This window comes from Pseudomonas sp. TWRC1-2, from assembly GCF_049896685.1.
In the GTDB taxonomy this organism is placed as follows: domain Bacteria; phylum Pseudomonadota; class Gammaproteobacteria; order Pseudomonadales; family Pseudomonadaceae; genus Aquipseudomonas.
The window spans coordinates 389,184-409,177 of the sequence record NZ_JAFCUU010000002.1 but is presented as its reverse complement, the minus strand read 5'-3'; the positions used below and the strand labels follow the sequence as shown (position 1 = coordinate 409,177).

Genomic DNA, 19,994 nt, shown 5'->3' with positions numbered 1-19,994 from the left:
GCGAGCGAACAAGCGGCCCACCCTGGCAACAGGGTGGGCCGTTGTCGTTTCTGGGGCCGAGAATGTTGCAGGGTTTTGCACAAAGCGCACAAAATTGAGTGACCTGTGAGTCATAAAGCGCATCTTCACTGTATCGTGTGAAAAGGATAAGTCGTCGCAGGGTCTTTGCGCGGGGGCTTTCAGCGATATTTTTACGGGGTTATCCCCTTTATTGTCAGCGCTCCCGGCGTAGCCCGAGGGGTGTTATCCAGCTATTTAGTATTGGGAAGCCACAATGATTGGCATAAAAAGCATCGCCAGTTACGTGCCGGCAGACGGGGTCGATAACTACGCCCAGGGCGCCAAATTCGCCAAGGATGAGGACTTCATCATTGGCAAGATCGGTTCGGCGTTCCTGCCGCGCAAGGATGCTGCGCAGGAAACCTCCGACCTGTGCGTCGAGGCGGTCAACGCCTTGTTTGCCAACAACCCTGATTTGAAGCGCGAGTCCATCGACGCGCTGATCGTCGTGACCCAAAACGGCGATGAGGAAGGCTTGCCCCACACGGCCGCCATCGTCCAGGACAAACTGGGCCTGCCAACCCATGTGGCGGCGTTTGATATCTCGCTGGGTTGCTCAGGCTATGTCTACGGCATCTACGCGATGAAAGGCTTCATGGAAGCCACCGGCCTGAAAAACGGCCTGCTGATCACCGCCGACCCGTATTCCAAGATCGTTGACCCGGAAGACCGCAACACCACCATGCTCTTCGGCGATGCCGCCACTGCCACCTGGATGGGTGAAGATGCCCCGTGGTTGCTCGGCAAGTCGAAGTTCGGTACTGACGGTTCCGGTGCGCCGCACCTGAAGGTCAGCGACGGCGTGTTTTTCATGAATGGCCGCCAGGTGTTCAACTTTGCCCTGCTCAAAGTGCCGGCGCATCTGCATGAGCTGCTCAACGAATCGCAGCTCAAGGCAGACGAAATCGATGCCTTCTGCATTCACCAGGGCAGTGCGGCGATTGTCGACGCCGTGGCCCGGCGTTTTGAAGACGCCCCGGTGGAGAAATTCATCAAGGACATGGTCGAGACCGGCAATACCGTGTCTTCCAGCATTCCGCTGCTGCTTGAAAAGCACATGATGGACGGCGACTGGAAGCGTGTCGCAATCAGCGGATTTGGGGTTGGCTTGTCGTGGGGTTCGGCGATTCTCTATCGTCCGTGATGCCCTGATAGCGCTGCACACAAAAACGCCCAGGCTTGTAAAAGCCTGGGCGTTTTTTATTTGGCGCCAGAAAACCCAGCATTTGCGGGTGTTTGGGCTATCGTAAATGCTTGAATTACAAAGGATGGCCCGTTGCTAGTAAAAAAAATCAAAAAAGTCCTCAAGCAACCTGCATTCACGACGATAACTATTACGAAGGTTCTCTAGGCCACACCCGGCGGTTGCCAGGGCCGGAAGCCGCAGTACACCACCCACGAGGATTTCGTCATGGCTTTAACAGTAAACACTAACCTTGCTTCGTTGAACGTTCAGAACAACCTGAACAAGGCTTCCGGCGCCCTGCAAACTTCCATGCAGCGTCTGTCCTCCGGCCTGCGTATCAACAGCGCCAAAGACGACGCGGCCGGCCTGCAAATCTCCAACCGTCTGACCAGCCAGATCAACGGCCTGGGCGTTGCAATCAAAAACGCCAACGACGGTAGCTCGATTGCTCAGACCGCTGAAGGCGCAATGCAGCAGTCCACCAACATCCTGCAGAGCATGCGTACCCTGGCTCTGCAATCCGCCAACGGCTCGCCAAGCGCTGAAGACCGTAAGTCGAACCAGGCTCAATACGCAGCGCTGACTGCTGAATTGACCCGTATCGCTACCACCACTACTTTCGGTGGCAAGAACCTGCTGGACGGTTCTTTCGGTACTACTTCGTTCCAGGTCGGCGCCAACGCCAACCAGACCATCGACATGAGCATCGGTAACGTTGCAGCCAACAACATTGGTTCGCAGCAGCTGAAAACTCAAGGCGTAGCGCCAAGTGCAACCGGCGTTGCCGGCGGCGCAATCACCGTTACCGGTGGCGGCCAGTCGACCAACCTGACCATCGCTGCCGGCGCTTCCGCCAAGCAGATCGCTGCTCAAATGAACGGCGCTGTCGGCGGCCTGGCTGCTACTGCCAGCACTGTTGCCCAGTTCTCCGTTGACTCCACTGCCATTGCTGCTGCCAGCCCTGCCAGCGCCAACTTCACCCTGAAAGTCGGCAGCGGTACTGCTGTCCAGTTCACTGGCGTGACCAGCACTTCGGACCTGGCTGACCAGCTGAAGTCCAACGCTGCCAAACTGGGCATCACCGTTAACTACGATTCGACCACCAACGCTCTGTCGGTCAAGTCCGATACCGGTGAGAACCTGACCTTCAACGCTGGCGATGCCGGTGCTGTTGCAGGTGTCAAGGTTGCTACTCAGGACGGCAGCGGTGCATTCGGCACAGCCGTTGCACTGGACGCTGGCCCGATCGTCGCTACTGGCGCAGTGTCGCTGAACTCCTCCAGCAGCTACTCGCTGAGCGGCGCCGGTGTGACCGGTCTGTTCGCAGCTACTGGTACTGCTGCCAACTCCACCAAAACCACCGTCAACAACACTGACATCACCACTGCTGCCAACGCACAGAACTCGATCGACGTGATCACCCAGGCGATCTCGGACATCGACTCCCAGCGTGCCGGTCTCGGTGCTGTACAAAACCGTTTCGACAACACCGTTGCCAACCTGCAGAGCATCTCGGACAACTCCAGCGCCGCTCGCGGTCAGATCCAGGACGTTGACTACGCTGCAGAAACTGCTCAGCTGACCAAGCAACAAACCCTGCAACAGGCTTCCACTGCGATCCTGTCCCAGGCCAACCAACTGCCTTCCGCTGTACTGAAGCTGCTTCAGTAATAGCCATCGGTAGATGAATGACGGAAGGGCGCGTTTACGTGCCCTTTTGTCTTTTGCGTGATGAGGAGATTGGGCATGGACATGAGCGTGAAGTTGAACCTGTCTTATCCGGCAGTGGCGCCACAGAGCGCTCCTGCTCCCGTGAACAACGACCCGCAGAAAACCAAGGTTGATCCTTTGGCTGCGACGGTCCAACCCAAGCAGGACTCGAAGCCGTCCGACCTTGAACAGGCGGTCACGGATATTCGCAAATTCGTCCAGGCTGCCCAGCGCAACCTGGACTTTTCAATTGATGACTCAACCCATCAGGTAGTCGTCAAGGTCATAGCGACCGAAAGCGGCGAGGTCATTCGTCAGATCCCATCGGAAACGGCACTGAAACTCGCACAAAGCCTTCATGACGCCAGCAGCGTATTGTTTGACGCCAAAGTCTGAGCTGGCATGAATTTTGTTGCTGTAGCTGCTTTAGGCGTCGTCCGTCAATAAAGCGCCAGCCCCGGATCAGGAGAAAAATCATGGGTGATATATCAGTTAGCGGCCCCGTTACGGGCATTGATACCCAGCAGATCGTGACGGCATTGGTGAACGCGGAACAGGCGCCGAAGCAATCGCAGATCAACAAGCAGACGCAAACGTCGACTGCCCAGCTGTCCTCGATCGGCAAGATTCAAGCCGCGCTGGATGCCTTCCGTGGTGCCATGGACAACATGACCAAGGACGCCAGTATCGGCGGCCTGACGGCGACGACGTCGGATGCCAACGTGTCCACCGTGACCTTGGGTGCCGGTGCGTCTGCGGGCAGTTATCAGCTGATCGTCAACCAGTTGGCGACCGCCTCGAAGGTTGCTACTCAGAATTATTCAACCGGCGCGAAAACCGTCGTCAATACCGGCACCACCGCGACGACCCTGGAAATTTCCCAGTCTGGTCAGAGTTACGGGGTCAGTGTTCCGCCAGGCGCGACGCTGCAACAAGTGCGTGACTCGATCAACGCGCAATACAGCAGTGTTGGCCTGAGTGCCAACATCCTGACTGACGCCACCGGTTCTCGCCTGGTCATGACCTCGACCAATACCGGCGCCGGCACGGACATTACCCTGGGGGGTAACTCCGGCCTGCAAGCGGGTTCGTCGGTTGTGGGTGATCCACCGCAAAACGCTAAATACACCATTGACGGCACGGCTCAGGAATCCAAGAGCAATACCCTGACCGAGGCGATCAGTGGTGTGAGCATCAAGTTGACGGCGGTGTCGCCTCTGCCTGCCGGGGTCACGGGGACGCTCCCTGACGGCGTTACGCGCGTGTCATCGACCATTACGGTCTCCCGCAGCAACGACACCCTCAAAAGTTCGGTGAAGGGTTTTGTCGACACCTACAACGCGTTGATGACGGCCATGAACACCGAGACCGCGGTCACCACCAACGCGGACGGTTCCACCACGCGCGCTGCGCTGACAGGCGATGCCACCATGCGCTCCCTGCAGACCGCGTTGCGTAGCGAGCTGAACGCAATGACGGGCACGGGCACGTTGAAGTCCCTGGCGCAATTTGGCGTGAACACGGACTCCGGCACCGGCAAGTTGAGTATCGACGACAAGGTGTTCGGTGCAGCGATTGCCACCAACCCCACCGACATCGGCGGCATTTTCAACGGTGACAATGGCTTGCTGGCGCGCATGAAAAGCGCGACCGACAGCTATGCACTGAGCAACACCGGCGTGCTGGCCACGCGTTCGTCGACGCTGTCGGACGATCTCAAGGACCTGCAGAACCAGCAGGACACCCTGACCGCGCGTATGGCTGCCCTGAAGACCAGCCTGACCGCCAAGTACACGACGATGAACAACCTGGTGGCCCAGCTCACCAGTCAGCGTTCCAGTGTCATGAGCACGCTCAACGCGCTGAACAAGACGTCTTCGGACAGTTGATCCCGATGAAGCCGCCCGCTGGTGATTACCGCCATCGGGCGCCGCCTTCAGCCGACTTGCGGGTTAAAGTTTTTTGCGACCCAGTCGACATATTAGTCAGAGCCCATCCTATTTAGCTGTTGCCTGTCACGAGGTAGAAACATGAATCCCATGAGAGCCCTTCGCCAATACCAGAAGGTCAATTCCCATGCCCAGATCTCCGAAGCCAGCCCGCACCGTCTGGTCCAGATGCTGATGGAAGGCGCGTTGGATCGCATGGCTCAGGCCAAAGGCGCCATGGCTCGTGGTGATATCGCGCAAAAAGGTTTGCTGCTGGGCAAGGCGATCGACATCCTGATCGGCTTGCGTGATGGCCTTAATCCGGAAAAAACCGATGATCCGGCCGCGTTGCAGCAGTTGGACAATCTGTATGCCTACATGACCACGCGCCTGCTGGAAGCCAACAGCAAGAGCGATGTCGCCATGATCGACGAAGTAGCCGGCCTGATGATTACGCTCAAGGAAGGCTGGGACGGTATTGCAACACTGTAGGCCTGTTGGCCTGAGGATGATGTCATGAGCCACGCCCTGCAACGGATTGACGAGACCCGCGAAGCTTTGGTTGACGCATTGGCCCACCGTAACTGGGACGCTATCGGCGAACTGGATATGGGGTGTCGTGCGGTGATCGATGAGGCGCTCAACAATGCGCCGGTGGACGAGGATGCCCTGCGGGAAAAGCTGCAAAGCTTGCTGGCGGTGTATCAGCAGTTGCTTGAGGTGACGACTGGCGAACGCCAGGCGATTTTCGAAGAGATGTCGCAGATCAACCGAGCGGAAAGCGCGTCAAAGGTTTACCATCTGTTCGGCTGAATGGGCTCAGTTAATCCGAACGGCGCGTCATATATTTGACTGTGCCAGCATTTTTGACTTAACTAGTGCTGTTTTCAGATTTCAGACGTCTAGTAGGGTAAGAAATCTTACAAACGTCTAGATTGCCCTCACTCTGGGGCAGAGCGTTTTACTAGGGAAGTTGCTATTGCATGTGGCGTGAAACCAAAATTCTGCTGATTGATGACGATAGCGTCCGCCGCCGCGATTTAGCGGTAATTTTGAATTTTCTTGGTGAAGAAAATTTGCCCTGCGGTAGCCATGACTGGCAGCAGGCGGTCAGCTCTTTGTCGTCGAGCCGTGAAGTCATCTGTGTGTTGATCGGGACGGTCAACGCTCCTGGCGCAGTTCTGGGCTTGTTAAAGACACTGTCTACCTGGGATGAGTTCCTTCCGGTGTTGCTGATGGGCGATATTTCTTCCGTGGACCTTCCGGAAGACCAGCGCCGCCGCGTGCTTTCCACCCTGGAAATGCCGCCCAGCTACAGCAAATTGCTCGACTCCCTGCACCGTGCCCAGGTCTACCGCGAGATGTATGACCAGGCCCGCGAGCGCGGTCGTCATCGCGAACCCAACCTGTTTCGCAGCCTCGTCGGCACCAGCCGTGCGATCCAGCACGTGCGCCAGATGATGCAGCAAGTGGCCGATACCGACGCCAGCGTATTGATCCTCGGCGAGTCCGGTACCGGCAAGGAAGTGGTCGCACGCAACCTGCACTACCACTCCAAGCGCCGCGACGGGCCGTTCGTGCCGGTCAACTGCGGGGCGATCCCGGCAGAGTTGCTCGAAAGCGAACTGTTCGGCCACGAAAAGGGCGCCTTTACCGGGGCGATCACCAGCCGTGCCGGGCGTTTCGAACTGGCCAATGGCGGCACCCTGTTTCTGGACGAAATCGGCGACATGCCGCTGCCGATGCAGGTCAAGCTGTTGCGCGTGTTGCAGGAGCGCACCTTCGAGCGCGTGGGCAGCAACAAGACCCAGAGCGTCGATGTGCGCATCATCGCGGCCACGCACAAAAACCTCGAAAGCATGATCGAGGTCGGCAGCTTCCGCGAAGACCTGTACTACCGCCTCAACGTATTCCCTATCGAGATGGCCCCGCTGCGTGAGCGCGTGGAAGACATCCCGCTGCTGATGAACGAACTGATCTCGCGCATGGAACACGAAAAGCGCGGCTCGATTCGCTTCAACTCCGCTGCGATCATGTCGCTGTGCCGTCACGGCTGGCCGGGCAACGTCCGCGAGCTGGCCAACCTGGTCGAGCGCATGGCCATCATGCACCCGTACGGGGTGATCGGCGTGGTCGAGCTGCCGAAGAAATTCCGCTACGTCGACGACGAAGACGAGCAGCTGGTAGACAGCCTGCGCAGTGACCTGGAAGAGCGCGTGGCCATCAACGGCCATACGCCGGACTTCGGTTCCACCGCCATGCTGCCGCCCGAAGGCCTGGACTTGAAGGACTACCTCGGTAGCCTCGAACAAGGCCTGATCCAGCAGGCGCTGGACGATGCCAATGGCATTGTCGCGCGCGCCGCCGAGCGCCTGCGCATCCGTCGCACCACCTTGGTGGAGAAGATGCGCAAGTACGGCATGAGCCGTCGCGAAGGTGACGAACAGGCGGATGATTGACGCCTGTTTTTTAACTGACTGATAGATAGGTCTATTTTTTTCGGCACGGGTATTGCTACAGCCCTCGCAACGTTCCGTTTAACTGACGGTCAGCCAGCGAGAGAGCATGATGCCCCACGCCGCCAAACTTTCTTCAGCCCCTGCTATTCCTGGGCTGGTTCCGTGCGCAGAGCCGCTGACCCGGCAGGGTCTTGAACAGGCGTTCTCGCAGTTCAACCAGATGTCGAGCCAACTGACCGACTCCTACAGTCTGCTGGAAGCGCGGGTTTCCGAGCTTAAAGGCGAGCTGGCAGTGGTCAGCGCCCAGCGCATGCAAGAGCTGGCCGAGAAAGAGCGTCTGGCCAACCGTCTGCAAAACCTCCTCGACCTGTTGCCCGGCGGCGTAATCGTCATCGATGAAATGGGCCGTGTCCGCGAAGCCAACCCGGCCGCGCGTGACTTGCTGGGCGAGCCGCTGGAAGGCGAGCTGTGGCGCCAGGTGATTACACGCTGCTTTGCGCCGCGCGAAGACGATGGCCATGAAATCTCCCTCAAAGACGGTCGGCGCCTGTCCATCGCCACCCGTTCCCTGGACGCCGAGCCCGGCCAGCTGGTGCTGCTCAACGACCTGACTGAAACCCGTCACTTGCAAGACCAGTTGGCGCGCCATGAGCGTTTGTCGTCGCTGGGGCGGATGGTCGCTTCGTTGGCGCATCAGATCCGCACGCCGTTGTCGGCCGCGTTGATCTACGCCAGTCATTTGACTGATGAGCAATTGCCGGCCGCCACCCACCAGCGATTTGCCGGTCGCCTCAAGGAGCGCCTGCATGAATTGGAGCACCAGGTGCGCGACATGCTGGTGTTTGCCCGCGGCGAATTGCCGCTGACCGACCGCGTCACGCCATCCGCGCTGATGCAGTCGCTGCAAGCGGCAGCCGCCACGCATATCCAGGACGTCAACGTGCGCTGGCAGTGCGACAGCCACTTGGGCGAGTTGCTGTGCAACCGTGACACGCTGGTCGGCGCGTTGCTCAACCTGATCGAAAACGCCACCCAGGCCAGCGGCCCGGGTGCGCGGCTCAAAGTGCACCTCTACACCCGCGACCAAACCCTGCGCCTGTGCATCAGCGACAGCGGCAGCGGCATCGACCCGGTCGTGCTGCAGCGCCTGGGCGAACCGTTTTTTACCACCAAAACCAACGGCACGGGCCTGGGCCTGACCGTGGTCAAGGCAGTGGCGCGTGCGCATCAGGGAGAATTGCAGCTGCACTCCCGGTTGGGGCGTGGCACCTGTGCATTGATGACCTTGCCGCTGTTTTCCAGCGCGGCAAGCGCGGAGTAAAAGGACTATGGCTATCAAGGTTTTATTGGTCGAAGACGATCGCGCCCTGCGTGAAGCATTGGCTGACACGCTGCTGTTGGCGGGCCATGACTACCGGGCGGTCGGTTCTGCCGAGGATGCCTTGGAGGCCGTTGAGCAAGAGTCCTTCAGCCTGGTGGTCAGTGACGTGAACATGCCCGGCATGGACGGCCACCAGTTGCTCGGCTTGTTGCGCGCGCGCCAGCCGCAACTGCCGGTGTTGCTGATGACAGCCCATGGCGCCGTCGAGCGGGCGGTGGACGCCATGCGCCAGGGGGCGGCGGATTACCTGGTCAAACCCTTCGAGCCCAAGGCGCTGATCGAACTGGTCGCCCGGCATGCGCTGGGCGTGGTGTCGAATGCCGAGGGTGAAGGCCCGATTGCCTTCGAGCCGGCCAGCGCTCAGTTGCTGGAGCTGGCAGCACGGGTGGCGCGCAGCGATTCGACCGTGTTGATTTCCGGCGAGTCCGGCACCGGTAAAGAAGTGTTGGCGCGTTACATTCACCAGCAGTCGGGCCGCGCCAAACAACCGTTTATTGCGATCAACTGCGCGGCGATTCCCGACAACATGCTCGAAGCCACGCTGTTCGGCCATGAAAAGGGCTCGTTCACCGGCGCCATTGCCGCGCAGGCCGGCAAGTTCGAACAGGCCGACGGCGGCACCATCCTGCTCGACGAAATTTCGGAAATGCCCCTGGGCCTGCAAGCCAAGCTGCTGCGGGTGCTGCAGGAGCGCGAAGTGGAGCGCGTCGGCGCGCGCAAGCCCATCCAGCTGGACATCCGCGTGGTCGCCACCACCAACCGCGACCTGGCGGGTGAAGTGGCGGCGGGGCGCTTTCGTGAAGACTTGTTCTACCGGCTCTCGGTGTTCCCGCTGGCCTGGCGCCCGCTGCGTGAGCGCCCGGCGGACATCATTCCGCTGGCCGAGCGCCTGTTGAACAACCACGTCAAAAAAATGAAGCATGCCCAGGCGCGGCTGTCGGCCGAGGCCCAGGCCTGCCTGATCAGCTACCCATGGCCCGGCAATGTGCGGGAACTGGACAATGCCATCCAGCGCGCGCTGATTTTGCAGCAGGGCGGGTTGATCCAGCCGCAGGACTTCTGCCTGGCCATGGGCAGTGGCGCGGCGCCGTTGCCGAGCCTGGCGCCGGCACCGGTGGTCGTGGCCGACGCCGAGTCTGGCGGCGCCCTGGGCGACGACCTGCGTCGCCGCGAATTCCAGATGATCATCGACACCCTGCGTGCCGAGCGCGGCCGCCGCAAGGAAGCCGCCGAGCGCCTGGGCATCAGCCCGCGCACCTTGCGCTACAAGCTGGCGCAGATGCGCGACGCGGGGATGGATGTCGAAGCCTACCTGTTCGCGACCTGACAAATCGCCGTCTTGGAAATACTCAGGCTGACAGGGTTTGTCGCCTTTTCTTACGAATAGCCACGGAGCTGGCACCCTTGTTGCTACCACCTCTAGTAACCGCTGCGTAGTGTCAAAAAATTGCGGGTCGTCGGAGAGAGAAGGTCATGAGCCAGGGTATTGAGTTCAATCGGTTGATGTTGGATATGCGCTCCATGCAAATGGATGCCATGGCTCAACCGAAATCCGTCGCGCCTGCGCCGGAATTGGGCCAAAGCAGTTTTGCCGACATGCTCGGTCAGGCAATCAACAAAGTCAGTGATACCCAGCAAGCCTCGAATCAGTTGGCTACCGCCTTCGAGATCGGCAAAAGCGGCGTGGACCTCACCGATGTGATGGTCGCTTCGCAAAAGGCCAGCGTTTCCTTTCAGGCCTTGACCCAAGTGCGTAACAAGTTGGTTCAGGCTTATCAAGACATCATGCAGATGCCGGTTTAAGGACGAGATTTAAGTCATGGCAGAAGCAGTCGTGGACAACGTACCCGCCAAGGCAGACGGCAAGCCGCCGCTGTTTGGCCTGTCGTTCCTGGAAAACCTTTCCGAAATGACCATGTTGCGTCAGGTGGGCCTGATGGTCGGCCTGGCTGCCAGCGTGGCGATTGGTTTTGCCGTGGTGCTGTGGTCGCAGCAACCTGATTACCGCCCGCTGTACGGCAGCCTGGCCGGGATGGATTCCAAGCAGATCATGGAAACCCTGGCCGCCGCCGACATCGCCTACACCGTGGAGCCCAATTCCGGGGCCTTGCTGGTCAAGGCCGATGACGTGGCGCGTGCGCGCATGAAGCTGGCGGCCGCCGGCGTCACGCCGTCCGACAGCAATATCGGTTTTGAAATTCTCGACAAGGACCAGGGCCTGGGCACTAGCCAGTTCATGGAGGCCACACGCTACCGCCGTGGCCTGGAAGGCGAACTGGCACGCACCATCTCAAGCTTGAATAACGTCAAGGGCGCCCGCGTGCACCTGGCGATTCCGAAAAGCTCGGTGTTCGTGCGCGACGAGCGCAAGCCAAGCGCCTCGGTATTGGTCGAACTGTTTTCCGGCCGCTCCCTGGAGCCTGGCCAGGTCCTGGCGATCATCAACCTGGTGGCCACCAGCGTTCCTGAATTGAGCAAGTCGCAAATCACCGTGGTGGACCAGAAGGGCAACCTGCTGTCCGACCAGGCCGAGAACTCCGCGCTGACCCAGGCCGGCAAGCAGTTCGACTACAGCCGCCGCATGGAAAGCATGCTCACTCAGCGTGTGCACAACATTCTGCAGCCGGTGCTGGGCAACGACCGCTATAAAGCTGAAGTGTCTGCCGACGTGGACTTCAGTGCCGTCGAATCGACCTCCGAGCAGTTCAACCCGGACCAGCCAGCGCTGCGCAGCGAGCAATCGACCAGCGAACAACGCACCGCCAGCAATGGCCCGCAAGGTGTGCCGGGTGCCCTTAGCAACCAGCCACCGGCCCCGGCCACTGCACCGCAAACCACCGGTGGCGCCGCCGCGACAGCGGGCGCGATTCAGCCTGGTCAGCCACTGTTGGACGCCAACGGCCAGCAGATCATGGACCCGGCCACCGGCCAGCCGATGCTCGCACCGTACCCGGCGGACAAGCGTAACCAGTCCACCAAGAACTTCGAGCTCGACCGTTCCATCAGCCACACCAAGCAGCAGCAGGGCAAAATCAATCGCCTGTCGGTGTCGGTGGTGGTCGATGATCAGGTCAAGGTCAATGCCGCTGACGGCGCCGTCACCCGTGCGCCTTGGAGCGCCGACGAATTGGCGCGCTTCACCCGTCTGGTGCAGGACGCCGTCGGTTTCGACGCCAGCCGTGGCGACAGCGTCAGCGTGATCAACATGCCGTTCTCCGCCGAGCGCGGCGAAGTGATCGCCGACCCGGCGTTCTACACGCAGCCGTGGTTCTGGGACATCGTCAAGCAAGTGCTGGGTGTGTTGTTCATCCTGGTGCTGGTGTTCGGCGTGCTGCGCCCGGTGCTCAACAACATCACCGGCCATGGCAAGAAGCAGCTGGCATTGGCTGGCAGTGACGTCGAGTTGGGTGGCATGGGCGGCCTGGACGGCGAACTGGCCAACGACCGCGTCAGCCTCGGTGGCCCGCAAAGCATCCTGTTGCCAAGCCCGAGCGAAGGCTATGACGCTCAGTTGAACGCAATCAAGAGTCTGGTAGCAGAAGACCCGGGCCGTGTGGCTCAGGTCGTGAAAGAGTGGATTAACGCAGATGAATGATCGAGCCGCTGTTGCCAAGCTCACCAAAGTCGACAAAGCCGCCGTGTTGCTGCTGTCTTTGGGTGAAACCGACGCCGCACAAGTGCTGCGCCACATGGGCCCCAAAGAGGTTCAGCGCGTAGGCGTGGCCATGGCGCAAATGCGCAATGTGCACCGTGAGCAAGTCGAGCAGGTGATGAGCGAGTTCGTCGAGATCGTCGGCGACCAGACCAGCCTGGGCGTCGGCTCCGACAGCTACATCCGCAAGATGCTCACCTCGGCGCTGGGCGAAGACAAGGCCAACGGCCTGATCGACCGCATCCTGCTGGGCGGCAACACCAGTGGCCTGGACAGCCTGAAATGGATGGAGCCGCGCGCCGTTGCCGACGTGATCCGCTACGAACACCCGCAGATCCAGGCCATCGTCGTCGCCTACCTGGACCCGGACCAGGCCGGTGAAGTGCTTGGCCACTTCGACCATAAAGTGCGCCTGGACATCATCCTGCGCGTGTCGTCGCTGAACACCGTGCAGCCGGCGGCATTGAAAGAACTCAACACGATTCTCGAGAAGCAGTTCTCGGGCAACTCCAACGCCTCGCGCACCACCCTGGGTGGCATCAAGCGCGCGGCCGATATCATGAACTTCCTCGACAGCTCGGTCGAAGGTCAGTTGATGGACTCGATCCGCGAGATCGACGACACCCTGTCCGGCCAGATCGAAGACCTCATGTTCGTGTTCAACAACCTCTCCGATGTCGATGACCGTGGCATCCAGGCGTTGCTGCGCGAAGTGTCTTCGGACGTGCTGGTGCTGGCCCTCAAGGGCTCGGACGAAAACGTCAAAGAGAAGATCTTCAAGAACATGTCCAAGCGTGCCTCCGAGCTGTTGCGTGACGACCTGGAAGCCAAAGGCCCGGTGCGTGTCAGCGACGTGGAAACCGCCCAGAAGGAAATCCTCACCATTGCCCGCCGTATGGCCGAAGCCGGAGAAATCGTTCTCGGCGGGAAGGGCGGCGAAGAAATGATCTAAGGCGCTGCCCATGTCGAACAAAGATGAGACGCCCAGCGATCTGATTCGCGCGCGGGATGTCGGCGGGTTCGATATCTGGTCGTTGCCCAGTTTCGATCCGCATGTGCCGGAACCTGAACCGGAGCCGGTGGTTGAAACGCCGGCCGAAATGGAAGAAGTGCCGCTCGATGAAGTCCAGCCACTGACCCTTGAAGAATTGGAAGCCATCCGCCAGGAGGCCTACAACGAGGGTTTCGCGGCGGGTGAAAAAGACGGTTTTCGCAGCACCACCCTCAAAGTTCGCCAAGAGGCCGAGGAGGCGCTGAGCGTCAAGCTGGCCAGCCTTGAGCGCTTGATGGGCAACCTGTTCGACCCGATCGCCGAACAGGATTCGCAGCTGGAAAAATCCATGGTCGGGCTGGTCGAGCACATCGCGCGCCAAGTGATCCAGCGCGAGCTGGTGCTCGATTCCAGCCACATCGAAAGCGTGATGCGCGAAGCCCTCAAGCTGCTGCCATTGGGCGTCGGCAATGTGCGGCTGTACATCAACCCGCAGGATTTCGAACAGGTCAAAGCCCTGCGCGAGCGCCATGAAGAAACCTGGCGCATCGTCGAGGACGCGGCGCTGCTGCCCGGTGGCTGCCGCGTCGAAACCGAGCACAGCCGCATCGATGCCACGGTGGAAACCCGCATCAGCCAGATCATGGCGAAAATGTTCGATCAATTGCATGAACAGTCCCTGCACCCGGCCGAGCCTGATATGAGTGTGGACCTGGACGCCGCCGATGCGCCTTGAACGTACCAGCTTCGCCAAGCGCCTGAGCGGCTACGCCGAGGCCACTGAGTTGCCCGGCCAGCCGATCCTCGAAGGGCGCCTGCTGCGCATGGTCGGCCTGACCCTCGAAGCCGAAGGCCTGCGTGCCGCCATGGGCAGCCGCTGCCTGGTGATCAACGACGACAGCTACCACCCGGTGCAGGTCGAAGCCGAAGTGATGGGCTTTTCCGGCAGCAAGATTTTCCTGATGCCGGTCGGCAGCCTGGCGGGCATCGCCCCCGGTGCCCGCGTGGTGCCACTGGCCGATACCGGCCGCCTGCCGATGGGCATGAGCATGCTCGGCCGCGTACTCGACGGCGCCGGTCGCGCGTTGGACGGCAAAGGCGGCATGAAGGCCGAAGACTGGGTGCCGATGGACGGCCCGACGATCAACCCGCTCAACCGCAACCCGATCAGCGTGCCGCTGGACGTGGGCATTCGCAGCATCAACGGTTTATTGACGGTCGGCCGCGGCCAGCGTCTGGGCCTGTTTGCCGGTACCGGCGTGGGTAAGTCGGTGTTGCTCGGCATGATGACGCGCTTTACCGAGGCCGACATCATCGTGGTCGGGCTGATCGGTGAGCGGGGCCGTGAAGTAAAGGAATTCATCGAGCACAGCCTCGGTGAAGAAGGCCTCAAGCGTTCGGTGGTTGTCGCCTCGCCAGCGGACGATGCACCGCTGATGCGTTTGCGCGCGGCCATGTACTGCACGCGCATCGCCGAATATTTTCGCGACAAGGGCAAGAACGTCCTGTTGCTGATGGACTCGCTCACGCGTTTCGCCCAGGCCCAGCGGGAAATCGCCCTGGCCATCGGCGAACCGCCGGCCACCAAAGGCTACCCGCCTTCAGTGTTCGCCAAGCTGCCCAAGCTGGTTGAGCGCGCCGGTAATGCCGAGGCCGGCGGCGGTTCGATCACGGCGTTCTACACCGTGCTGTCCGAAGGCGATGACCAGCAAGACCCGATTGCCGACTCGGCGCGTGGCGTGCTCGACGGCCACATCGTGCTGTCGCGGCGTTTGGCCGAAGAAGGGCACTACCCGGCCATCGATATCGAAGCGTCGATCAGCCGGGTGATGCCGGCGGTGGTCACGCCGGAGCACATGGCCCGCGCCCAGCATTTCAAGCAACTGTGGTCGCGCTATCAGCAGAGCCGCGACTTGATCAGCGTGGGTGCCTACGTGGCCGGCGGTGATCGCGAAACCGACCTGGCGATTGCCCTGCAACCGCAGCTGGTGACCTACCTGCGCCAGGGCCTCAACGACAAGATCAGCATGGGCGAAAGCGAAGCGCATCTGGGCTCGATCTTCGCCCCGGCGCCAGGCGGTTAAGCCATGGCCAGCACCCGTTCCTCGCGCCTGGCCCCAGTGGTGGACATGGCGGAGAAGGCCGAAAAAACCGCCGCGCAACGCCTGGGCTACTTTCAGGGGCAGGTGCGCCTGGCAGAAAGCAAGCTCGGCGACCTGGAGCGCTTTCGCGGCGAATACCAGCAGCAATGGATCGAGCGCGGCAGCAAGGGGGTTTCCGGCCAGTGGCTGATGGGCTACCAGGGCTTCCTCAATCAGCTGGAAACCGCCGTAGGCCAGCAGCGCCAGAGCCTGGCCTGGCACCAGAACAACCTCGATAAAGCCCGCGAGGCATGGCAGGCGGCGTTCGCTCGGGTCGAAGGTTTGCGCAAACTGGTGCAGCGCTACATCGACGAAGCGCGGGCGATTGAAGACAAGCGCGAGCAGAAGCTGCTCGACGAGCTGTCACAGCGACTTCCCCGCCAATCACAGTACTAACGGCCACCACCGGCCCACTGTGGAAGCCGGGCTTGCCCGCGATGCAGGCACCGAGGTGGATCATGCTATCGCGGGCAAGCCAGCCCCCCACATTTGATTTGCTGTGTTGCCCATACCTCGATCACCTGCTAAACCTTGTTGCACATTGCCAATGACAAGGAAGCAGTCGCATGTCAGTCGTGTCAGAAGTATCCCTGGATGGGAAAAAATTGACGATTACCGTCAAAGGGCGATTCGATTTCGGTAGCCACCAGGCCTTTCGTGACGCCTACGAGCGGTTCTACAAGGTGCCCGAGGTCTACGTGGTGGACCTCAAAGACACCACCTACATGGACAGCTCGGCCCTGGGCATGTTGCTGTTGTTGCGTGACCATGCCGGTGGCGACAATGCCGAAGTCCAGGTGATCAACAGCAACTCCGATGTGCGCAAGATCCTCGCCATTTCCAACTTTGACAAACTGTTCGATCTCAGTTGAGCAGCCTGGCCCCGGTCCTTGAACCGCTGACGATCCTGATCGCCGAAGACAGCGCCGCCGATTTGCTGTTGCTGTCGACCATCATTCGGCGTCAGGGGCACCAAGTACTCACCGCCACCAACGGCGCGCAGGCGGTTGAGGTGTTTACCCGCGAGCGCCCGCAGCTGGTGTTGATGGACGCGTTGATGCCGGTGATGGACGGCTTTGAAGCCGCGCGGCGCATCAAGCAGCTCGCCGGTGAGGCGCTGGTTCCGATCATCTTCCTGACCTCGCTGCGTGAAAGCGAGGCGCTGGCCCAGTGCCTGGACGCGGGCGGCGATGACTTCCTGCCCAAGCCCTACAACCAGCTGATCCTGGCGGCGAAAATCAACGCCATGGACCGCCTGCGCCGGCTGCAGGCCACGGTCTTGCAGCAGCGTGACCTGATCGCCAGGCACCACGACTACCTGCTGCACGAGCAGCGCGCGGCCAAGGCGGTGTTCGATAAGGTGGCGCATTCGGGCTGTATCAATGCGGCGCCGAACATTCGTTACCTGCAATCGCCCTATGCCCTGTTCAATGGCGACCTGCTGCTGGCGGCGTACACACCCTCCGGCGACATGCATGTTTTGCTCGGCGACTTCACCGGCCATGGCCTGCCGGCCGCCGTGGGGGCCATGCCCCTGGCGGAAGTGTTCTACGGCATGACCGCCAAGGGCTACGGCCTGGCGCAGACCCTGCGCGAGATGAACGCCAAGCTCAAACGCATCCTGCCGGTGGACATGTTCTGCTGCGCCACGCTGATGTGCCTGAGCGCTCAGCGGCGCGTGGTGGAGGTGTGGAACGGCGGGATGCCCGAAGGCTATGTGCATGAAGTCGCCACGGGCAAGCGCACGCCATTGGTGTCGCGGCACCTGCCACTGGGTGTGTTGTCGGCGCAGGCGTTCGATGACGGCACCGAGGTCTGGCCCATGGCGCTGGGCGACCGGGTGTTTTTGCTCTCCGACGGTGTGCTCGACACGGCTGACGCCAATGACCAGCTGTTCGGCGCCGAGCGCTTGCAGCAGGTGTTCGCGGCCAACCGCGAGCCCGACCGGTTATTCGAAGACATCGAGCGGGCGCTGGCGGCGTTTCGTGGCCAGGCGCGCGATGACGTCAGCATGGTGGAAATCACCCTGCAGGCCGGCCAGCCGTTGCGCGCGGCCGAGCCCGTCTACGCCGACAGCGGGCAGTCGTGCCCGCTGGATTGGTCGGTGAGTTTCGAATTCCGTGCGCAGACCCTCAAAAGCTACAACCCGTTACCGTATCTGCTGCAGTTGCTGCTGGAGATTCAGGGGCTGCGGGGGCAGAGCGGGGCACTTTACAGTGTGATGGCCGAGTTGTATTCCAACGCGCTGGAGCATGGTGTGCTGGGGTTGGATTCGCGCCTCAAGCGTGATGCCCAGGGGTTCGCCGACTACTACCGCCAGCGCAATGAGCGGCTGGGGCAGTTGAACAGCGGTTACGTGCGGGTGCATGTGCAGGTGGTGCCGACCGCTACGGGCGGCAAAATGACGCTGCGCATTGAGGACAGCGGCCCGGGGTTTGACGTGGAGCAGGTGCTGGCGCGGCCGATGGATGTCGACCGTCTGTCTGGCCGCGGCTTGAGCCTGGTGCGCCAGTTGAGCAGCGATGTACGCTGGTCCGATGGCGGGCGCAGTGTGTGCGTGGAGTTTTGCTGGGGGGCTCTGGCATAATCCGCCGATTCTTGATCAAGGAGCGAACAAGTGGCTGAGATTCATCTGGACCCCGATGTGTTGTCGGGTTTGCAGGAAGTGATGGAAGGCGAGTACCCGAAACTGCTGGATACCTTCCTTGACGATTCGCAGAAGCGCGTCGAAGCGTTGCGCAAGGCTCGCGACGATGCCAAGGCGCTGGGACGGATCGCGCATAGCTTCAAGGGCAGCAGCGGTAACCTGGGGGCGGTGCGGTTGGCAGAACTTTGCCGCCGGCTCGAAGACGGCTCTGCGCAGCTGACACGCGTGGACCTGGATGAACTGGTCGACGAAATCGACCAGGAATTCGCGCTGGTTCGGCCGTTGTACGAACACGAGCGTCAGCGTTTTCAGCTGTGATTGAGGGCTCGAGGTAAACCTGGCCCAACTCTTGCTCTACCTCTGGATACTGCATCCCCGATCCCAGTGCAGTGGAGACCCTTACCTATGCCAGTCGCCCCCAATTCGCTTCTTCAGGCTGCCGCTGCGGCCAAGCCTCAAGCGCCGGCCGCCACCCCCTCGGTAGCGGCTGCGGACCCACGAGGCAAGGGCCCTGGCTTCGCGCAAGTGTTTGCAAACCAAAGCCCGAAACCGACGCTCAAGAGCGACGAGGCCTCGGCCAAAGTCACGCGTGACAAGCCCTCGGACACCCCCTCCAAGCCGGCTGCAGGCGACGATAAGCCTGCCGCCAGCAAGCCGGCCGTTGCCGATAGCGGCAATCCCTTGCCTGCCAAGCCGCCGGCTAAATCCGACGACAGCGCCAGCAATGACGACGACAAAACCGCCGACCCGGCGGTGGCGCAGCAGCCTCCGGTTGATCCCGTGGTTGACCCGGCAGTGGTTGCCGCGGTCACACCGGTCCCCGTGCCCGTCCCGGTAGAAACGCCGGCACCTGTAGCCGCCAAGGACGACAAGGCCCAGCCGGTCGTCGCGCCCGCTGTGGCAGCCACCGATGACGCCAAGCAGCCGGCGTTCGACCCGCAAGCGGATCCGCTGGACTCGATGCCCGCCGTGCGCCTGGCGATGGAGCAGGGCGGTCACGTTTCGGCCACTAGCCAGACGCCGCAGAAAGCCGCACCGACCACCACGCAGGATCAGCCGACCGCTGCGCAAAGCTTTGCTGCGGGCCTGGCGACTATGGTCGATCAGCAAGCCACCAAGGACAGCACCGACCAGGGCGGCGACAAAGCCTTCAGCGGGCTGATCGAGGGTGGCCTCAAGGATTTGAAAGACGCCAGCAGCGACACCCGCGTGGATGATTTCGCCAACCGCCTCGCCGCATTGACCCAGGCCGCCACGCCGAAAACCGCGAATGCCTTGCCACCGGTTGCGAATGCGCCGCTGGCCATGCACCAGAGCGGCTGGACCGAGGAAGTGGTCAACCGCGTGATGTACCTGTCCAGTGCCAACCTCAAGTCGGCAGAAATTCAATTGCAGCCGGCAGAGTTGGGGCGCCTGGACATCAAGGTCAACATGACCGCGGACCAGCAGGCCCAAGTCACGTTCATGAGCGGTCACGCCGTGGTGCGTGAAGCACTGGAAACCCAGTCCGGCCGTCTGCGCGAGATGTTTGCCCAGCAAGGCATGGGGCAGGTCGACGTCAACGTCTCCGACCAGTCGCGTGGGTGGCAGGGCCAGGGCCAGGATCAACAGCAGCAGAACCAGGCGCGCGGCGTGAGTGGCAGCGGCGGGCGGGGTGATGGCGGGGACGCCGGTGATCACGCCGAATTGGCAGCCGCCGTCGCGCCCGTGACCCAGACCATCATCGGCTCCAGCGCCGTTGATTACTACGCCTGACCCCTGTTGAAACCCGGTCAATGTGGGAGCTGGCTTGCCTGCGATGGCGGTCTATCAGTCACACAGATGTGAGCTGAGCCACCG

The 19,994-nt window shown here is 61.3% G+C and carries 19 protein-coding genes; all 19 read left to right on the top strand.

Features of this window, described 5'->3' with window-relative positions; genetic code table 11:
• The first annotated feature begins 274 nt into the window (after window positions 1–274).
• The 19 genes from ACP7B3_RS06305 (at window position 275) to ACP7B3_RS06215 (ending at window position 19,910) form a co-directional block, all read left to right on the top strand.
• Window positions 275–1,204 (top strand): ketoacyl-ACP synthase III, encoded by a 930-nt coding sequence (locus tag ACP7B3_RS06305; RefSeq protein WP_145158895.1) that lies wholly within the window; start codon window positions 275–277, stop codon window positions 1,202–1,204.
• A gap of 267 nt (window positions 1,205–1,471) precedes the next feature.
• Window positions 1,472–2,917, top strand: coding sequence for a flagellin (locus ACP7B3_RS06300; RefSeq protein ID WP_145158893.1), 1,446 nt, complete (start codon window positions 1,472–1,474; stop codon window positions 2,915–2,917).
• A gap of 75 nt (window positions 2,918–2,992) precedes the next feature.
• Window positions 2,993–3,352 (top strand): flagellar protein FlaG, encoded by a 360-nt coding sequence (locus tag ACP7B3_RS06295; RefSeq protein WP_145158891.1) that lies wholly within the window; start codon window positions 2,993–2,995, stop codon window positions 3,350–3,352.
• A gap of 80 nt (window positions 3,353–3,432) precedes the next feature.
• Window positions 3,433–4,845, top strand: coding sequence for a flagellar filament capping protein FliD (fliD, locus tag ACP7B3_RS06290; protein ID WP_145158889.1), 1,413 nt, complete (start codon window positions 3,433–3,435; stop codon window positions 4,843–4,845).
• A gap of 141 nt (window positions 4,846–4,986) precedes the next feature.
• Complete coding sequence (fliS, locus tag ACP7B3_RS06285; protein WP_106576450.1) at window positions 4,987–5,376, top strand: flagellar export chaperone FliS; 390 nt, start codon at window positions 4,987–4,989, stop codon at window positions 5,374–5,376.
• 24 nt (window positions 5,377–5,400) lie between these two features.
• A complete protein-coding gene (locus tag ACP7B3_RS06280) occupies window positions 5,401–5,697 on the top strand; it encodes a flagellar protein FliT (protein WP_145158887.1) in 297 nt (98 codons plus the stop codon).
• A 170-nt stretch (window positions 5,698–5,867) separates the two neighbouring features.
• Complete coding sequence (locus tag ACP7B3_RS06275) at window positions 5,868–7,343, top strand: sigma-54 dependent transcriptional regulator (RefSeq protein WP_071483261.1); 1,476 nt, start codon at window positions 5,868–5,870, stop codon at window positions 7,341–7,343.
• Window positions 7,344–7,452: 109 nt separating this feature from the next.
• Complete coding sequence (locus ACP7B3_RS06270; RefSeq protein WP_145159573.1) at window positions 7,453–8,664, top strand: sensor histidine kinase; 1,212 nt, start codon at window positions 7,453–7,455, stop codon at window positions 8,662–8,664.
• A 7-nt stretch (window positions 8,665–8,671) separates the two neighbouring features.
• Entirely contained in the window at window positions 8,672–10,051 is a 1,380-nt protein-coding gene (locus ACP7B3_RS06265) for a sigma-54-dependent transcriptional regulator (protein ID WP_242195626.1), read from the top strand.
• A 146-nt stretch (window positions 10,052–10,197) separates the two neighbouring features.
• The gene (fliE, locus tag ACP7B3_RS06260) at window positions 10,198–10,527 is read left to right on the top strand and encodes a flagellar hook-basal body complex protein FliE (protein ID WP_016972029.1); all 330 of its coding nucleotides are present in this window, start codon (window positions 10,198–10,200) and stop codon (window positions 10,525–10,527) included.
• 16 nt (window positions 10,528–10,543) lie between these two features.
• Window positions 10,544–12,319 (top strand): flagellar basal-body MS-ring/collar protein FliF, encoded by a 1,776-nt coding sequence (gene fliF / locus ACP7B3_RS06255; RefSeq protein WP_145158883.1) that lies wholly within the window; start codon window positions 10,544–10,546, stop codon window positions 12,317–12,319.
• Window positions 12,312–13,328: a flagellar motor switch protein FliG gene (gene fliG, locus ACP7B3_RS06250; RefSeq protein WP_106576455.1), complete on the top strand. Its 1,017-nt coding sequence runs from the start codon at window positions 12,312–12,314 to the stop codon at window positions 13,326–13,328. Before fliF ends, fliG begins: the two co-directional genes overlap by 8 nt.
• Before the next feature lie 10 nt (window positions 13,329–13,338).
• Window positions 13,339–14,103, top strand: a complete 765-nt coding sequence (gene fliH / locus ACP7B3_RS06245; RefSeq protein ID WP_145158881.1) for a flagellar assembly protein FliH — start codon at window positions 13,339–13,341, stop codon at window positions 14,101–14,103.
• Window positions 14,093–15,451, top strand: a complete 1,359-nt coding sequence (gene fliI / locus ACP7B3_RS06240; RefSeq protein ID WP_145158879.1) for a flagellar protein export ATPase FliI — start codon at window positions 14,093–14,095, stop codon at window positions 15,449–15,451. The genes fliH and fliI overlap by 11 nt, the downstream gene beginning before the upstream one ends.
• Window positions 15,452–15,454: 3 nt before the next feature.
• Complete coding sequence (gene fliJ, locus ACP7B3_RS06235; RefSeq protein ID WP_106576458.1) at window positions 15,455–15,904, top strand: flagellar export protein FliJ; 450 nt, start codon at window positions 15,455–15,457, stop codon at window positions 15,902–15,904.
• A gap of 170 nt (window positions 15,905–16,074) precedes the next feature.
• Window positions 16,075–16,380, top strand: a complete 306-nt coding sequence (locus ACP7B3_RS06230; RefSeq protein ID WP_106576459.1) for an STAS domain-containing protein — start codon at window positions 16,075–16,077, stop codon at window positions 16,378–16,380.
• On the top strand, window positions 16,377–18,095 hold the full coding sequence (locus tag ACP7B3_RS06225) for an ATP-binding SpoIIE family protein phosphatase (protein WP_262208266.1): 1,719 nt from the start codon (window positions 16,377–16,379) through the stop codon (window positions 18,093–18,095). The genes ACP7B3_RS06230 and ACP7B3_RS06225 overlap by 4 nt, the downstream gene beginning before the upstream one ends.
• Before the next feature lie 30 nt (window positions 18,096–18,125).
• Window positions 18,126–18,473, top strand: coding sequence for an Hpt domain-containing protein (locus ACP7B3_RS06220; protein ID WP_106576461.1), 348 nt, complete (start codon window positions 18,126–18,128; stop codon window positions 18,471–18,473).
• 87 nt (window positions 18,474–18,560) lie between these two features.
• On the top strand, window positions 18,561–19,910 hold the full coding sequence (locus tag ACP7B3_RS06215; RefSeq protein ID WP_426178441.1) for a flagellar hook-length control protein FliK: 1,350 nt from the start codon (window positions 18,561–18,563) through the stop codon (window positions 19,908–19,910).
• The last annotated feature ends 84 nt before the right edge of the window (window positions 19,911–19,994 follow it).

Excerpts from the sequence above, each read along its gene's own strand:
- ACP7B3_RS06270 (WP_145159573.1), top strand. The coding sequence starts at position 7,453 with ATGCCCCACGCCGCCAAACTTTCTTCAGCCCCTGCTATTCCTGGGCTG.
- ACP7B3_RS06280 (WP_145158887.1), top strand. The coding sequence starts at position 5,401 with ATGAGCCACGCCCTGCAACGGATTGACGAGACCCGCGAAGCTTTGGTT.
- fliH (WP_145158881.1), top strand. The coding sequence starts at position 13,339 with ATGTCGAACAAAGATGAGACGCCCAGCGATCTGATTCGCGCGCGGGAT.
- fliS (WP_106576450.1), top strand. The coding sequence starts at position 4,987 with ATGAATCCCATGAGAGCCCTTCGCCAATACCAGAAGGTCAATTCCCAT.
- ACP7B3_RS06275 (WP_071483261.1), top strand. The coding sequence starts at position 5,868 with ATGTGGCGTGAAACCAAAATTCTGCTGATTGATGACGATAGCGTCCGC.
- ACP7B3_RS06215 (WP_426178441.1), top strand. The coding sequence starts at position 18,561 with ATGCCAGTCGCCCCCAATTCGCTTCTTCAGGCTGCCGCTGCGGCCAAG.
- fliE (WP_016972029.1), top strand. The coding sequence starts at position 10,198 with ATGAGCCAGGGTATTGAGTTCAATCGGTTGATGTTGGATATGCGCTCC.
- fliF (WP_145158883.1), top strand. The coding sequence starts at position 10,544 with ATGGCAGAAGCAGTCGTGGACAACGTACCCGCCAAGGCAGACGGCAAG.
- fliI (WP_145158879.1), top strand. The coding sequence starts at position 14,093 with ATGCGCCTTGAACGTACCAGCTTCGCCAAGCGCCTGAGCGGCTACGCC.
- ACP7B3_RS06295 (WP_145158891.1), top strand. The coding sequence starts at position 2,993 with ATGGACATGAGCGTGAAGTTGAACCTGTCTTATCCGGCAGTGGCGCCA.
- fliD (WP_145158889.1), top strand. The coding sequence starts at position 3,433 with ATGGGTGATATATCAGTTAGCGGCCCCGTTACGGGCATTGATACCCAG.
- fliJ (WP_106576458.1), top strand. The coding sequence starts at position 15,455 with ATGGCCAGCACCCGTTCCTCGCGCCTGGCCCCAGTGGTGGACATGGCG.
- ACP7B3_RS06265 (WP_242195626.1), top strand. The coding sequence starts at position 8,672 with ATGGCTATCAAGGTTTTATTGGTCGAAGACGATCGCGCCCTGCGTGAA.
- fliG (WP_106576455.1), top strand. The coding sequence starts at position 12,312 with ATGAATGATCGAGCCGCTGTTGCCAAGCTCACCAAAGTCGACAAAGCC.
- ACP7B3_RS06305 (WP_145158895.1), top strand. The coding sequence starts at position 275 with ATGATTGGCATAAAAAGCATCGCCAGTTACGTGCCGGCAGACGGGGTC.
- ACP7B3_RS06230 (WP_106576459.1), top strand. The coding sequence starts at position 16,075 with ATGTCAGTCGTGTCAGAAGTATCCCTGGATGGGAAAAAATTGACGATT.
- ACP7B3_RS06300 (WP_145158893.1), top strand. The coding sequence starts at position 1,472 with ATGGCTTTAACAGTAAACACTAACCTTGCTTCGTTGAACGTTCAGAAC.